The 14626-nt window shown below is 46.6% G+C and carries 15 protein-coding genes; 9 read left to right on the forward strand and 6 right to left on the reverse strand.

The features are described 5' to 3' along the window. The first annotated feature begins 182 nt into the window (after positions 1-182). From LNL84_RS09220 to LNL84_RS09260, 9 genes are read left to right on the forward strand one after another with little or no spacing between them, the layout of a single operon-like run. Positions 183-1487, forward strand: a complete 1305-nt coding sequence (locus LNL84_RS09220; protein WP_244356944.1) for an anaerobic sulfatase maturase — start codon at positions 183-185, stop codon at positions 1485-1487. An 11-nt stretch (positions 1488-1498) separates the two neighbouring features. Continuing rightward, a complete protein-coding gene (locus tag LNL84_RS09225) occupies positions 1499-2029 on the forward strand; it encodes a hypothetical protein (protein WP_244356945.1) in 531 nt (176 codons plus the stop codon). Beyond that, positions 2026-3027, forward strand: a complete 1002-nt coding sequence (locus LNL84_RS09230; protein ID WP_244356946.1) for a tetratricopeptide repeat protein — start codon at positions 2026-2028, stop codon at positions 3025-3027. Before LNL84_RS09225 ends, LNL84_RS09230 begins: the two co-directional genes overlap by 4 nt. 4 nt (positions 3028-3031) lie before the next feature. After that, a complete protein-coding gene (locus LNL84_RS09235) occupies positions 3032-4042 on the forward strand; it encodes an AAA family ATPase (RefSeq protein WP_244356947.1) in 1011 nt (336 codons plus the stop codon). A 6-nt stretch (positions 4043-4048) separates the two neighbouring features. Next, positions 4049-4999, forward strand: a complete 951-nt coding sequence (locus tag LNL84_RS09240; protein WP_244356948.1) for a DUF58 domain-containing protein — start codon at positions 4049-4051, stop codon at positions 4997-4999. Further along, positions 4986-5462: a DUF4381 domain-containing protein gene (locus tag LNL84_RS09245; RefSeq protein WP_244356949.1), complete on the forward strand. Its 477-nt coding sequence runs from the start codon at positions 4986-4988 to the stop codon at positions 5460-5462. The genes LNL84_RS09240 and LNL84_RS09245 overlap by 14 nt, the downstream gene beginning before the upstream one ends. 8 nt (positions 5463-5470) lie before the next feature. After that, positions 5471-6490 (forward strand): VWA domain-containing protein, encoded by a 1020-nt coding sequence (locus tag LNL84_RS09250; RefSeq protein ID WP_244356950.1) that lies wholly within the window; start codon positions 5471-5473, stop codon positions 6488-6490. Then, a complete protein-coding gene (locus LNL84_RS09255; protein WP_244356951.1) occupies positions 6487-8109 on the forward strand; it encodes a vWA domain-containing protein in 1623 nt (540 codons plus the stop codon). The genes LNL84_RS09250 and LNL84_RS09255 overlap by 4 nt, the downstream gene beginning before the upstream one ends. Beyond that, positions 8110-9345 carry a BatD family protein gene (locus tag LNL84_RS09260; protein WP_244356952.1) on the forward strand — a complete coding sequence of 412 codons (1236 nt, stop codon included), beginning with the start codon at positions 8110-8112 and terminating at the stop codon, positions 9343-9345. It begins immediately after the preceding gene. Between the two features lie 91 nt (positions 9346-9436). Here LNL84_RS09260 and LNL84_RS09265 read toward each other — a convergent pair whose 3' ends face one another. From LNL84_RS09265 to LNL84_RS09290, 6 genes are all read right to left on the reverse strand, one after another. Next, the gene (locus LNL84_RS09265; RefSeq protein ID WP_244356953.1) at positions 9437-10084 is read right to left on the reverse strand and encodes a MarC family NAAT transporter; all 648 of its coding nucleotides are present in this window, start codon (positions 10082-10084) and stop codon (positions 9437-9439) included. Between the two features lie 412 nt (positions 10085-10496). Next, positions 10497-10658, reverse strand: a complete 162-nt coding sequence (locus LNL84_RS09270; RefSeq protein WP_244356954.1) for a hypothetical protein — start codon at positions 10656-10658, stop codon at positions 10497-10499. Between the two features lie 181 nt (positions 10659-10839). Next, the gene (locus LNL84_RS09275; protein WP_244356955.1) at positions 10840-12012 is read right to left on the reverse strand and encodes an MFS transporter; all 1173 of its coding nucleotides are present in this window, start codon (positions 12010-12012) and stop codon (positions 10840-10842) included. Between the two features lie 188 nt (positions 12013-12200). Continuing rightward, positions 12201-12734: a gluconokinase gene (locus tag LNL84_RS09280; protein ID WP_244356956.1), complete on the reverse strand. Its 534-nt coding sequence runs from the start codon at positions 12732-12734 to the stop codon at positions 12201-12203. 2 nt (positions 12735-12736) lie between these two features. After that, positions 12737-14050 (reverse strand): TRAP transporter large permease, encoded by a 1314-nt coding sequence (locus LNL84_RS09285; protein WP_244356957.1) that lies wholly within the window; start codon positions 14048-14050, stop codon positions 12737-12739. Then, complete coding sequence (locus LNL84_RS09290; protein ID WP_244356958.1) at positions 14050-14598, reverse strand: TRAP transporter small permease subunit; 549 nt, start codon at positions 14596-14598, stop codon at positions 14050-14052. Before LNL84_RS09290 ends, LNL84_RS09285 begins: the two co-directional genes overlap by 1 nt. Positions 14599-14626: the final 28 nt, after the last annotated feature.

Raw genomic sequence — 14626 nt, forward strand, 5'->3', positions numbered from 1 at the left:
TTTCATAGGCGGGCTTTTTTAATGCCAGAAAAAAGCGTGATGCTAATGACACTTGGCAATCGTTCCCGAAAAAGCAGTAAAAATACCGATTACGGTACAAAAAAGTAGCGAGATAATAGCGATTCAATGAACACAAGGAAGCGCCAGTCACACGGTTCGTGACCCCAACGCGAGGCTTCAAAATGTCCCAAAAAACACAGCACTTCGGCCAGACTCTTCCCCTTAATGAGCCAGCTAAACGTATGAATATCATGACCAAGCCGATTGGTTCTGCATGCAATATTGATTGCTCGTATTGCTATTACCTTAGTAAGGAAGAGCTGTTGGGACATGAGAAAGGCTGCAGCAGTCAAATGTCTCCAGATATGCTTGAACACTACATCAAGTCATACATAGAACAGCAAAACTACCCGGAGATTGTGTTTCACTGGCAGGGCGGAGAACCGACGCTGCTTGGCGTCAATTTCTTTCGTGACGTTGTTCGTTTGCAAAAAAAATATCGCCCGAAAGGGGTGAAAATAGAAAACAATCTGCAGACTAATGGCACATTGCTCAATGATGAGTGGGGCAAATTTCTCAGAAAAAACAAATTCATGGTCGGACTGAGCCTGGATGGTCCGGAAATGATCCACAACACCTATCGCACTAACCGTTCGGGTAGAGGCACGTTTAAACAGACGATGAGGGGCGTGGAGATCTTGCACAAATATCAGGTGAGCTTTGCCACACTGACTTGCGTTAATAATATTTCAGGTGCTAATCCGCTGGAAGTGTACCGCTTTTTGCGTGATGTGGTACGTTCGCCTCAAATGCAATTTATCCCGATTGTTGAACCAAAATCATTCAGAGATACCGCACCTCAGCACTGGCCTGAATCAGAAGTGCTGTTTCAGGGTATGCCAGAAACCGAACCAAGCCACCCGAATTCGATCGTTGAGCCCTGGTGTGTGTCGGCGAGCCAATGGGGGGGCTTTCTTTGCACCATTTTTGATGAATGGCTGGAGAACGACATCGGTCAGGTTAACGTGCCGTACTTTGAAGCTTGTGTTGAGTCGTGGATGGGACGAGTTAACCCACTTTGTGTTTTGGCTCCAATGTGCGGTAAAGGGTTGGCAATTGAACATAATGGCGATGTCTTTGCTTGTGATCACTATGTTTACCCCGAGTATAAGCTTGGCAACATTAACGATACAGCGTTGCAAGATCTCCAGTTTTCCAAAGGGCAACAAGAGTTTGGAAACGCCAAAGAAGGCACTCTTCCCAAGCAGTGCCGTGAGTGTAAATACCAATTTGCCTGTTTTGGCGAGTGTCCTAAGAACCGGTTCATCAAGACACTAGGCGGTGAAAGTGGCCTTAACTATCTGTGCGGTGGCTGGAAACAGTTCTTCACTCACATCGACCCTTATATTTCGATGATCGTTGCCACCATGGGATACCCGGTTCACAAAGGCATCAATGCGGATGCGATGACAATCCGTTTTAAATAGGAGCCAGAAACATGAACCAAGTTCGTAGAGTGATGATCTCAAGTTTGTTGGCAGTGTTGGGTTCTCAAGTGCAGGCTCAGGATGTAGAGGCACGGTTTCCTCCAAAGCAGGTCGAAAAGATGATCGATGTTGCCTTTGAGAATATGAGTGTCCGTTATACGTCTTTCGCTACGCAGTTTAACTTCTGTCAACAGCAACCTAAACATGCGGAATGCGGTGAGCCTTATCAAGAAAAGCGTACCCAGTACCAAATTGCTAAGGGGAATCATGATGTTCTGGAGCAGGTCTATAGTCAGCAGATGAGAACTCTTGTGATGCCCGAAATGGCATCCCCCGACTTGGTCGACTCGTTGCGCGATCTGGCCTATCTGCCACAAGGCCCTGACGCAGGCACCCGCCATATGGACACCTTGCAGGCGGTCAACGAATGGCTGAGTCTTCATGACATGCCAAACACTGAGCAGGTTATGTTCCTTCATGCTCTGATGATAAAAGCGGAAGCGATTAATCAGCAGATACGTGATGAGGACGTGTCATCATGACGTTGACCAATTGGCTGCGTCATAGCGGGATGATGTTATTGATGTTATTGAGTGGCATGGCTCATGCTGCTTCCGATTCAATAGAAAGTCCTGCAGGAACGCGAGAAGCTCAGCTTTCTGAAATGTCTCAGGATCACTCTTTGCCTTTGAATCAGCGAGTTGCCGCAACGATAATGCTGGGCAATTATTCTGGAACCAATGCACTGATTGCTGTTGGCAGAGCATCGCGATCGCAACACACGGAGCTTAGGATCGCCAGTATCGATGCCGCGCAGCGTTGGCAAGGCAGAGCAAAGTGGGATGTGGTTTCACCACTACTTGATGATACCGAACACAGAGTCCAGAGCCGAGCGGTCAGAGCGTTAGCCCCTCTCTGGTCAAAGCTTCCTGATAGTTATCGCAGGGCGCTCGACCCGGCCATTGACAGGCAGATAGCCGCCTCTGAAGATACATCAGATGGACGACTCGAAAAAGCCTGGCTGTATCGAATGCGCCAGCAATATCAAGAGTCAGAGCAACTGTTGCTGTCAGAGTGGCAATCTTTTGAGCAGCCAAGAGTAGCGGTCGCCTTGGCTGAACTCTATAGGGATACCAACCGGCAGCCCTTGGTATTGGATGTTCTTGAGCAGGGGGTAGCCGCTCATTCAGACAGTGCCTTACTGCATCACAGCTTAGCATTGACCTACTGGCGAGCTCAGCAGAGTCGTCAGTCAATTGATCATATGCGCCAAGCCTACAAAATTGAACCTCGGAACGCACATTATGCGTATTTGCTGGGACTGATGCTCCTTGAAGCAGAACCAAAACAAGCAATAACGCTGTTTGAAACAGCGTACGTTCAGCAAGGGACACCTCAATACCTGTATTCCCTTTGTGAGGCGAAGCTAGTGGTAGCAGAGGCGGCAACAAACTGTTTGTCTCAATTGAGCAAGTATTATCCAGAATCAGCAATCACTTCGCTGACGAGAAAATATTCCAACATCCGGAACATCAATTAAAACAATGACTATAAATAACGTTTCGCACTTGCCTTTTGTTGAACTCATCGATCAGATCAACAGCAACATTGTCGGTCAACAGCATGTAACCAAATCGATGATTATCGCCCTTTTGACCGGCGGTCATATTCTACTGGAAGGACTACCGGGTACGGCTAAGACTCGTGCGGTGAAGACATTGGCGGATGCCCTGGATCTGGCATTCAGCCGGGTTCAGTTTACCCCGGACTTGCTGCCTTCAGACATTACAGGAACACAAATCTATCAGCACGAGGAGCAAAAACTTTCGTTTCAGCCTGGCCCGATTTTTAGCTCAATCGTACTGGCTGATGAGATCAACCGTTCCCCTGCGAAAGTACAGGCGGCTTTGCTAGAGGCAATGGCGGAAGGTACAGTAACCGTTGCGGGTGAGTCGAAGTTATTGCCTCAGCCATTCATGGTGTTAGCTACTCAAAACCCCATTGAACAAGAGGGGACGTATCCGTTGCCAGAAGCACAGATGGATCGATTCATTATGAAGGTATCCGTTGACTACCCGAGAGCTGAGGCGGAAATGGATATTATTCGTCTTGTCCGAGAAGAAGATAAAGCTGGTGAAGAGGAAACGCTGCCACAAGACCGTGACCCAAAGTTCCCTCAGTGGCACGAGCGTTATTCCATTGATACTTTGCTTGAAGCAAGGGAGGCGGTTAAAAATGTGTACGTATCTGATGTTATCGATCGGTATCTAGTGGATATTGTTATCGCAACACGGTGCCCAGAACTGTACAAACACAGTGAACTGGTCAACTGGATAGATGTTGGGGTCAGTCCCAGAGCATCGATCGCACTAGACCGTTGCAGTCGGGCACACGCGTTTATTTCAGGTCGAGACTTTGTTTCTCCGGATGACGTCAGAGCGGTTGCGCCTTTCATCTTGGGCCACCGCCTGATCTTAAGCTTTGACACAATTTCCGATGGCATCAGGGCAGACGACGTGGTGGATGAGCTGCTGCTTCAGGTGCCGCTGGGTTAATATCTGATGACAAATCCTATTGATCCCAGAATCGCTGTCAGCGTCAGCGATTTGATGTCAACTAAGCGATGTTTGGGCTCGCTAACTTTGCCTCCCTCTAATCACATCGCAAGCCGTCTTGCTGGTGGGCGCTTGTCCGGGTTTCGAGGCAGGGGACTGGATTTTGAGGAGTTTCGCCAATATCAGCCCGGTGATGATGTTCGTAATATGGACTGGTTGGTGACGATGAAAACTGACCAACCTCACATCCGGATATTTCAGGAAGAGAAAGATCGCTCTGTGCTGTTCTGCATTGATCAGAGTCGTCATATGTTTTTCTCGACTATGGACACAATGAAATCGGTGGTTGCCGCCCACGTCCTGGCGGCATGCAGCTGGCAGGTATTAGGGCAGGGCGATCGTGTTGGCGCTCTGGTTTTTGGCGATAATTCAACGACATGGTTTCCACCAAAACGGACTCAAGGTCAACTGCTCAATGTGTTTCGTACACTGGAAGCGCAAAGTCTAAGTTTAGCAAAGATGGCTGGCACTAGAAAAATGGCCTCGTATAGTCACCACTTAAATCACGCACTGCGCCGTATGTCACTTCAACACCCCAAAGGTGCGCTTATCGTAATGATTAGTGACTTCTCTAAGTTCGATTCTCAGAGTATCAGGCGGGTGGCTCAGTTAAAAAGGCACAATGACCTGATGTGCATTGCTGTTCAGGACCCAATGGAACAGTCGCTGCTGGTTGATGAAACGCTCTGTTTTAGTGATGGAGAATACCAAGTAGCCGTGGATTCGGGTTTTGCGGCTAAGATTGCCAACTACAATTCACACTGGCAGAAACATCGAGGGGAGATTAAAGCGCGCCTGCAGTCGATGGGCATACCTTACGTTGAACTTGATACTTCTGGTGATCACTTACCCCAGCTCAAAGAACAGCTACATGGAGGGCATTATGTCAAAAAATAATATCCTGCTTAACGATCTTATCGACCCTGTCATGCCTGAAGCCATTGCGTTTTTTCCTGAGACGATTGGCTGGAAACTGGTTTTTGTCTTATTGCTGACCACGAGTTCGATATGGCTCATCAGATTAGTACACGGTTATCACACAAATCGGTACAGGAGAATGGCGCTTAGAGCGATCGCTGCGTTATCCAAGAACCATGCTGGCACTTATTTGAACGCCCTGAATAGCGTATTGAAACAAGTGGCCTGTCATCGCTATCCCTATTCTACGGTGGCTTCTTTGCATGGAGAACCGTGGCTGACATTTTTAAGCACTAAGATCTCCGAACCGGGCTTCTCGAATGCGATTGGTCACAAGTGGCAGTTGGCCCTTTATACCCCTAATGGTAATGGAAATTGGACACCAGCAGAGCTGTCGAAGCTTGAGTCCTTAGTGTGTGATTGGATCAAAAACCATTGCTAGGAGGTGAGATGTTCGAACTGGAAAATCCATGGTTGTTATTGTTGCTTCCTTTGCCTTTTCTAATTTACCGCTGGGTTCCTGACTATCAAACAAAACGAGAGGCTCTTTCCGTCCCTTTTTTTAGTCGTTTGGTCTCAGCTTTAAACATTAGCGCGACTCAAGGTTCTATTAGCCTTAAGCCTGGTCGATGGCAGAGGGTATCATTGTTGGGGACTTGGTTAATGTTGGTGTTCGCGGCCTCCAAACCGATGTGGTTAGCTGCACCACAAACCCATCAATTGAGTGGACGTGACCTGATGCTGGTGGTGGATCTGTCGGGCTCGATGTCGGAAACAGACTTTATTGACCGTTCAGGAAAGTCTCAATCAAGACTGGCGGCGGCGAAATCGGTACTGACTCGCTTTAGCGAGCAACGCGACGGTGACCGACTCGGGCTGATTTTGTTTGGTGATGCGGCTTATCTCCAGTCTCCTTTTACCGCGGACCACCAAGCCTGGCTGATCTTATTGAATCAAGCTGGCGTGGGTATGGCCGGAGAGAGTACCCATTTGGGTGATGCTGTAGGGTTGGCGATCAAGACTTACCAAGACAACACGCATCAGACTTCTGCAGACAAGGTGCTGATTGTTCTGACCGACGGTAATGATACCAACAGCCTTGTGCCTCCTATTGATGCGGCAAAGGTCGCGAAAGCGTATGGGATTCGACTGTATATGGTGGCGATGGGCAGCCCAAATACATCGGGGGATCAGGCAATCGATTTTGAAACCATGGAACAGATGGCGGTGCTCACCGGGGGCAAGGCGTTCTTGGCGATGTCGCCTGATGATCTTACCAAGATCTACCGGACTATCTCTGAGTTAGAGCCCAAGCTGTACAAGAGCTTTACCTATCAGCCGAAAACCAGCCTACATTATTTACCGGTGCTATTGGCACTGCTCAACCACTTGTTATTTATGCTTTATCGTTTTTTAAGCAATGCGAACTGGCGTCATCTTAAAACGGACAGCGTTAGGAGTGATGGATGATAAACAGTGAGTTATTCATCGAGCAGTTTCATTTCTTAAGACCGTATTGGTTACTGCTGCTGTTGCCTTTGTCCGCTTTGATTTACTGGCGTTGGCGAAGAGAGGAGCAGGCAACAGTGTGGAAGAAACGACTGCCCGAGCACCTCAGACAAGCGTTGTTGGTTAATGAAGCGACATGGCGTAACAATCTGCCTTTGAAGGGACTGATTGTGGTTGCTGTGATAGCAACAGTCATTGCTGCCGGGCCAAGCTGGTATCGACAGGCCTCTCCATTTGCCGAAGAGGCGGCACCGCTGGTAGTGGTGCTGGATGTATCAAGCTCCATGCGACAAACCGATGTTGCTCCAAGTCGTCTGTTTATTGCCAAACAAAAGGTTTTGCAACTGCTTGAGTTGCGAAACCGAGGAAAAGTGTCACTGGTCGTCTTTGCTGGCAGTGCCCATCTGGCCATGCCACCCACCATGGATCTTGCCGTGTTGGAACCCCTTCTCAATGCAATAAAACCCGAGATGATGCCAAGGGAGGGTAAGTTTGCGGAATATGCACTTTCACCGATAGAGTCCGCGTTGGCAACAGCAAGCTCTTCAGGCTCTGTGTTATTGGTAACCGATGGTTTGAGTGATGCCGCAATGGCAGCGTTTCAACGGTATTTCTCTACCTATGAACATCAATTGCTGATCTGGGGAGTTGGACAAACCCAGTCGAAAGCCAAGTTTCCTCTAGAAGAGCAAAGACTGTCGTCACTAGCACGAGAGGTGTCGGGGAAATGGATACCATTTACCGTCGATCACAGTGATGTTGATGTGCTTGCTTCGTCAATTGCGCAGCATGCCAAATTTACCGGCGCAGAGAATGAACCTTGGTATGACTCCGGATACGTTTTGCTGGCGCCATTGATGTTGCTGTACTTGCTCTGGTTCCGTCGTGGCTGGATAGTGCAGTGGATCATAGTCATCGTGCTAGTAGGTGGGGCAGGTTACAGCCCGAACACCTACGCCAAATCAATGAGTTGGGCAGATATTTGGTTAACTAAAGACCAGCAGGGTCAGCGGCTGTTCAATCAACAGCAATACGATAAGGCTGCAAAAGTGTTTCAAGAGCCCTATTGGAAAGCGACAGCCTATTACTTTGCCGGAGACTATCAAAGCGCACAGCAATACTACCTGAGGGTGGACACCGTTGAAGCTCAGTTAGGGGCTGCGGCGGCCTTGGCTCATCAGCGTGAATATATGGCTGCGCGTCGGTTATATAGAGAGATCCTAGATAACGTTCCCGGTAATAAGACCGCATCACATAATCTTGAGTTGATGGAAGCGATCATCAAGCATATCAACGAGTTTTCAGAGGGACAGCAGAGCAGTGGTGAAATGGAGAGCAGCCAAGAGTTGGGTGAGCAACCTGAAACGGCGGATGGTGTGACACAAGAACTGGATCCATCCCTACTTAAAGAAGAGAAACTCTCTGCGGAAGAATTGCTGGCAAGCGCTGAGGCTCATAAAAAGTGGATGAAGCGTGTCGGCAGTGACCTAAGTGTATTTTTGGCACTCAAGTTTCAGCGACAACTGGAATTGGGATTGGCCACACAGAAGCCCGTTATACGGGGTCAGGAGGCAAATTAGATGACCAATGTGAGTCTCATGTTTTTCCTTATTCTATTGGTCACCACATCGGTGTCATCGTTCGCAAATGATATGAGGTTATTACAGCAACAAGGGCGGGTTTCAGTAAACGCTTTTGTTTCTCAGGACAAGAACGTATCACTCCATCAGCAGGTAACACTCACCATTGAAGTTGCCACCGATACCTGGTTTACCAAAGGCACCAAAGTACATTATTTCGATGTAGATGACGCATTGATAGCGAACCGGAGTACCTTTGCGCTGAACGCGACTCAGCGCCGGCATGGAAAAACCTATGCCGTACAGCAGTGGGAAGTGATTGTGTATCCGCTGGCGACTGGTGAGATTATTGTTCCCAGTATTACGGTTCAAATGCAGGTGAAAGGTGACAACGCTAACATAGAGGGCTACCTCGTCACGCGCCCCGTCAAAATTAAGGTGAATAAGCCGTCGGCACAGATGAATCCGGATAACTTATGGTTGGTCAGCCCCTCTGTCAATTTGACACAACACTGGTCACAGGTGTCATCGAATTCGGATGAAATGAAAGTAGGAGATGCGCTTCAGCGTTCGGTGAGTCTGGATGTGCAGGATAACACCATCATGTTGATACCCGAACTCTCGACTGAGCCAGTTAGTGAGCAAGGATATCAAAGGTATGTTGAGACGACCGAGAAACGAGATCACGCCAATCGTGGAGAGTACGCGGCAACATGGAAACAACGGATCACTTATGTATTCGAACGACCAGGGCAGTTTGTGATCCCAAGGCTGGAGCTTTATCAATGGAATCCAGAAACGCTGACGATGATGCGACACTACTTGAGTGAACGAACCGTTATCATCGAGCACACGTTTAACAGCTATCTTCGAGCGTACTGGCTTTGGTTTTGTGGTGGATTAGCTGCTTTATGCCTCGCTATTGTTACATGCTATTACTCATGGCGCAGATATAAAAAGGCCCAAAAGGAGCAAAGATTACCTCTGTGCTGGCAGTTTGTTCTTGCGCTGTCCGCGATAGATGAAATCAAACTGGAAAATCTGCTATTACGAAAATTGCTCAAAAAGGGCTGTAATCAACTGATTAACGGAAGTTGCGACCGACATTATCAAAGGTGTGTAACTCAACTAACGGCTCACCGGTACTCGGGGGATACGAAAGAATCCTGTACATTGTGCAGATGGCAGTGGCTGATTATGTGGATAATGGCAAGTGGTTCTATTAAAGACAACTGATGTGATGGATGCCAAAAGCATACTTTAAGTAACCGCCGGTTACTTTCCAAGACTCATATGGTTTCAACATCCTGTTCTAGCGCCTTTAATGCTACATGGCTTGTATTTCCTGAACGATTTCAATGATACCGTGAATCCCGAATTGCACCCCCATACAAACAAGAATGAACCCCATGATACGGGTAAATGCATCGATACCACTTTTGCCTAGAAGTCTTAACATTGGGTAAGCCATGCTTAATACAAACAAGGCGATAAGTGAAACGCCAGCAAAGCCGATTACCGTTCCTGTGTATACACTGGCTCGGTCAATATCGTCAGAAAGAGAGGCAATTTCGACCGCACCGCTAATAATTAACGCCATCGTACCTGGCCCGCACATGCTAGGAATGGTCAGGGGAACAAACGCGATTGATTCTTGTTTTCCTACTGGAATGTCGGTGACTGGGGCAGGAAATAGCATTTTAAATCCAATAGCCCCGATAATGAGTCCCCCACCAAGTCTAAGACTTGGCATAGAAATACTAAATAGGTCGAGAATAGACGCCCCGATAAAAAACGTCACCGTAAGAGCTATGAACAAAAAAAAGCTCACGAGCTTTGCTTGCTGATTAATATAGCTTTTACTTTGTCCTTTACTTAATCCCAGTAGTAAAGATGCTGCCATAGGTGGATTTACCATTGGTACCAAACCGAGAATGGTCAGCGATGCGACGGATAAAATAACTTCGATTTGCATAGTATTATCTTCTGATTAGAATGCGGTTTTTAAGTGGCCACTATCGATGAGACGAAGCTAGATGAGGCCGATCTGGTTAACAATCATTCAATGGGTGTGCGTCGATTTCGTTGCGTATTTGCTTATGAGCACCAAGAAATCGCGGTTTTCAAACCCGTATAAATGAATGAATCGGAAGTGTGATGTTTTAAAGAAAATCTGACTATGAATTAGAGAAATTCAATTTTGTAGCACCAACTGATAACGATGTTATTTGATCAGTCTTAGCTGGTATTGTCACAAAAGTTCGCAGGGCAGGAGAAGATAGCTGGCGATAAAAAATCAGTAGAAAGAGTGAGCTAAGAAAACGGAAACAAAAAGAGGGCGACTAAAACGATATTGTTATATCGCTCTAGTCATGGTTCTTAACTTATTATGCAACCCAGGTGAGACTTAATAGAAGAATGACGGCAGACGTTGCGATAAACATTAAAGCGATAGCCGCAACTTCCACAAGTATGGATACTGGTTTGCCCACTTTCTGAGTGCTGTTTTCGGTATCTTGGTCTAAATATGAAACGAGTGCAGAGTTCATTTATACTACCTGTGTGTAATTTATTTTCTTTTCGAGGCCGTATTTTAGCTGTTTTGTGAGCTATATCAAGTTTATTGTGTTGTTAAATTACATTATTAGATTGAAGTTCAAGCGCTGAACTCGGTAAGGCGCTGCGTTGTACATTGGAACCAGCGCCACAAGGTACCTATTTTTGAGTGTATTATCGTTTTTTGACAACAAGGTTAAGCAGAAAGAGAACGAACAGTGGCCAAATAGACGCCAACAACATCCATGTCCATCCTTGCGTAAATAACACAATACCAGCAGTCAAAGAACCAGACGCTTGAAAGGCCGTGATAGAGAAATCATTAACGGCTTGAACTTTGAATCGCTCACTAGGCTGATACGTCCGTGGTAGCAATGTTGTTCCGCCAATAAACAGGAAATTCCAACCTATCCCTAGAAGCACAAGTGCCCACCAGTAGTGATGAACTGAATGCCCAACTAGCGCTATGACAATACAAGCAAGCATGATCATGCAACCTAAATACGTTAGTCTGTAAATGCCGATGCGCTTGATGATCAAAGGGGTGACCAGTGAAGGTAAATACATCGCCATGACATGGCTTTGAATGACCCATTTGGCGCTATGAATATCGTGACCATGATCTGACATTGAAAGCGGAGTGGCCGTCATAAGAAAAGCCATTACGGCATAAGCGGTTAGACCTGATCCTATAGCTAACCAAAGTAATGGTTGGGAAAACAGAGCCTTGTTTGACCTGGCTTCGCCAGCTTGCTCGGATGTTGTTGGGGTGTGTATGGGTTTAAGTGCAACCAAAAGGATGGCCGCACCGATCAGCTCCATTATTGCTAACGCGGCATAGGCATTAGCGTAATCGGATGAAAATAGCTTTAGAGCTCGTCCCCAAACAAGTAATTCAGGACCCACCCATGCCGCTGCTATTCCGCCCACCAGAACTAGGCTGACAACACTAGCGTGTTGCGTTGCGCTGTTGCAGCTTTCTATGGCAGCAAAGCGAAATTGCCCAACGTATGATAATTGTGTGCCGAGAATAAATGTGGCTCCAGCAAAACCCCAGAAATGATTTTGGCTAATCGCCCAAGCAGCAGCAAAGGCAGCAAGACTACTGATAATGGCAGCGGTTACGAACGCATTTTTTCGGCCGACGTGAGATTGAATCTTAGCAGCGGGGAAAATGTTAAGCGAGACACCAATAATCAGCGTGGTCACAGGCAGTGTCGAAAACGTGGGGTTGCTATGAAGTTCGGCACCTACGATACCGCCGAGGAAAACATTGAGTGCGCCAACAGACAGCACAAACGGTTGAACGCAAGCTAGGATCCAGGCGTTCCAGGGTAATGACTTCATATAAAAGGTTCTTAGTAATATTGATTGTATACAGCGAGATAGGCACATTATGGGTTAATAATAACAGTCAATGTCGCTGATGGTTGAGGGCTATGATAAATCACTGAGAGAGAAAAGAAAGCACGGTTAGTTAGTCACATAAAAAATGACGGCGTTGCAGCCGTCATTGGTTAATATAGGAGAAACTTTTACCCTAGTGAGTGGACTATTTCGTCGACAATATCATTAATGGATTGAGATATATCGATATGCACAGCCTCTTGTAAATCGGGTTCAAATAAAGTCGAAAACTGGCTCTTTAGCATATCCTGCCCATGAAAATAGTGATTTTCACGTTTCTGCAGGCGGCTCCAGATCAGATCAAAATCCCCCTTGAGGTAGACAAATACAAGGTTTGGGTTATTTTGTGCGAGTATCTCTCTGTAGCTAGGTTTTAATGCAGAACAGGCGACCACCGCATCTTGATTGTCGTTGATCAGTTGACTCAGCGTTTCAAGCCAGCCTTGGCGGTCTTCGTCATTTAACGGCTGTCCACGGCGCATTTTTTCAACGTTTTCGACAGGGTGAAATTCATCACCATCATAAAAGGGTATAGTAAGCCTATCTGCAAGCGCTAGACCAACGGACGTTTTTCCACATCCCGAAACACCCATAACGACCATCTTCACGGTTTTGTTCTCTTTAGTGTTTAGAGCAGAAGAATTGTCTGTAACATTTGTCATCATCATTTCCACCACATGGCAAGTTGCGGGAACGCTATTACAAGGCTCAACACGAATACTTGTAAAGCGATGAATGGCAGTAGTGATGAAAAAATCTCTCCAAGGCTAATGTCTTTGGGTGCAACGGACTTAAGATAGAAGGCTGCTGGACCGAATGGAGGCGACAAAAATGACACTTGCATGTTAAGACAAAAAACCACACCAAACCAAATTGGGTCGTATCCAAGATTAATGACGATGGGTACAAATATAGGCATAGTGAGCAATGCAACACCAACCCAATCAAGAAACATTCCCAAAACCAGTAGGATGACCATCATGATGATGAGGGTTGTTAAGGCGTTACCACCGCTGAGTGATAAGATGGTTTCTTCTACGAAATCAATACCACCCATTAGGTTGTAGATGCCCACCAGCGCACTTGCGCCAATACCAATCCACATGATCATTCCACAAGTACGCATGGTGGCAATGGCACTTTCTTTAAGCATTAGCCAATTGAGTTCGCCGCGAATTAAAGCACTAATCATGATTCCAACAACACCAAGTGCTGAAGCTTCTGTTACGGAGGCGACACCTGTATAGATACTGCCCAATACGACCGCAACGGAAAGAAGAGGGAAAAAGAGCGCCTTAAAATAACTTACATCGTTTTGTTCGAGTTCCTCATCGCTTGGTATCGGAGCGTAATCTGGATTCAGTTTACACACAATGAGTACATAGCCAATGTAGCAAGCGGCTAGCAAGAAGGCCGGTAAAAATGAGGCTTTGAAAAGATCACCAATAGACACGCTGGCAGTCATACCGTAAATGATCAAGACGATACTAGGAGGAAGCATAGTCCCCAATGCTCCGCCGGCACAGGTCGTGCCGATGGCCAGTTTTCGGTTATAACCCAGTCGTAGCATTTGTGGTAGAGCCAAAATACCCAGCAGTACAGTCTCTCCACCAATGACTCCTGACATTGACGCAAGAAGCACAGCAACAAGCAAGGTTTGAACAGCGACACCACCACGGACTTTACGACCAACAACCTTCATTGCATCAAATAGGTCTCGGGCTATTCCGGACCTGTCTAAAAGTGCTGCCATAAGCACGAACATTGGAACGGCGAGAAAAACATAACCTGATGCAAAGCTGTATGTACGACTTGCGATAAGAGGCAGAGCATCAACACCGAACCAGGTATAAGTAAAAAAGATAGCGACAAAGCCGGTGACAAAAGCCAGTTGCATACCAGTGAGTAGTAACCCCACCATCATCGCAAGCATGAGTAGGCTGCCCCACGCTATCCCTAGAGAAGATAAATCAAACATTACTTTCTTTTCCTTAGGTGAGTAATTTCGTGGATGAGGTGCAAAATAAACTGTGCTACAAGAATGCACAAACAAAGGAAGATAAGCCCTTTTAATAGCGCGGGGTATGGGGCATTAAGCACTGAGCCAGAGGTTTCTAAGCGAAGATCTCCCCATGGCGTAAACCAGGCCTCATGAGATAACTGATACGCGGCATAAGCGAGCATACCTGAGAACGCGAGACCAAAAATATGATGAACAATATTGAGGTATTTACGGGTTTGCGGTGAAACCGAATCGTAAATTAGCACCACGCGAACGTGCTTGTTTGTTGCAAAGGCATAGATACCACCAACAATAAAAAGCGATCCACCAACAAATGAGGCGGTTTCATGAACCCATGTTGTAGGTGCATTAAATACGTATCGCATAACGACTTCATAAAATGAAATTATGACGGTGAAAAGGAAGAACAGACTCAGAAAATGGCTGACTTTAACAACTAATTTGTCTAGAAAAGTTTTTGGTTCATCGTCTTTAGGAGTTTGAATCGGAGATTTGTTGCCCATACGGATGTCCTAATCAATGCGGAGGCCG

Origin of the sequence: Vibrio gelatinilyticus (genome assembly GCF_022836845.1) — a bacterium.
Classification (GTDB): domain Bacteria; phylum Pseudomonadota; class Gammaproteobacteria; order Enterobacterales; family Vibrionaceae; genus Vibrio; species Vibrio gelatinilyticus.

Excerpts from the sequence above, each read along its gene's own strand:
- LNL84_RS09245 (WP_244356949.1), top strand. The coding sequence starts at position 4,986 with ATGTCAAAAAATAATATCCTGCTTAACGATCTTATCGACCCTGTCATG.
- LNL84_RS09220 (WP_244356944.1), top strand. The coding sequence starts at position 183 with ATGTCCCAAAAAACACAGCACTTCGGCCAGACTCTTCCCCTTAATGAG.
- LNL84_RS09280 (WP_244356956.1), bottom strand. The coding sequence starts at position 12,734 with ATGACAAATGTTACAGACAATTCTTCTGCTCTAAACACTAAAGAGAAC.
- LNL84_RS09225 (WP_244356945.1), top strand. The coding sequence starts at position 1,499 with ATGAACCAAGTTCGTAGAGTGATGATCTCAAGTTTGTTGGCAGTGTTG.
- LNL84_RS09240 (WP_244356948.1), top strand. The coding sequence starts at position 4,049 with ATGACAAATCCTATTGATCCCAGAATCGCTGTCAGCGTCAGCGATTTG.
- LNL84_RS09230 (WP_244356946.1), top strand. The coding sequence starts at position 2,026 with ATGACGTTGACCAATTGGCTGCGTCATAGCGGGATGATGTTATTGATG.
- LNL84_RS09285 (WP_244356957.1), bottom strand. The coding sequence starts at position 14,050 with ATGTTTGATTTATCTTCTCTAGGGATAGCGTGGGGCAGCCTACTCATG.
- LNL84_RS09275 (WP_244356955.1), bottom strand. The coding sequence starts at position 12,012 with ATGAAGTCATTACCCTGGAACGCCTGGATCCTAGCTTGCGTTCAACCG.
- LNL84_RS09265 (WP_244356953.1), bottom strand. The coding sequence starts at position 10,084 with ATGCAAATCGAAGTTATTTTATCCGTCGCATCGCTGACCATTCTCGGT.
- LNL84_RS09235 (WP_244356947.1), top strand. The coding sequence starts at position 3,032 with ATGACTATAAATAACGTTTCGCACTTGCCTTTTGTTGAACTCATCGAT.
- LNL84_RS09290 (WP_244356958.1), bottom strand. The coding sequence starts at position 14,598 with ATGGGCAACAAATCTCCGATTCAAACTCCTAAAGACGATGAACCAAAA.
- LNL84_RS09250 (WP_244356950.1), top strand. The coding sequence starts at position 5,471 with ATGTTCGAACTGGAAAATCCATGGTTGTTATTGTTGCTTCCTTTGCCT.
- LNL84_RS09270 (WP_244356954.1), bottom strand. The coding sequence starts at position 10,658 with ATGAACTCTGCACTCGTTTCATATTTAGACCAAGATACCGAAAACAGC.
- LNL84_RS09260 (WP_244356952.1), top strand. The coding sequence starts at position 8,110 with ATGACCAATGTGAGTCTCATGTTTTTCCTTATTCTATTGGTCACCACA.
- LNL84_RS09255 (WP_244356951.1), top strand. The coding sequence starts at position 6,487 with ATGATAAACAGTGAGTTATTCATCGAGCAGTTTCATTTCTTAAGACCG.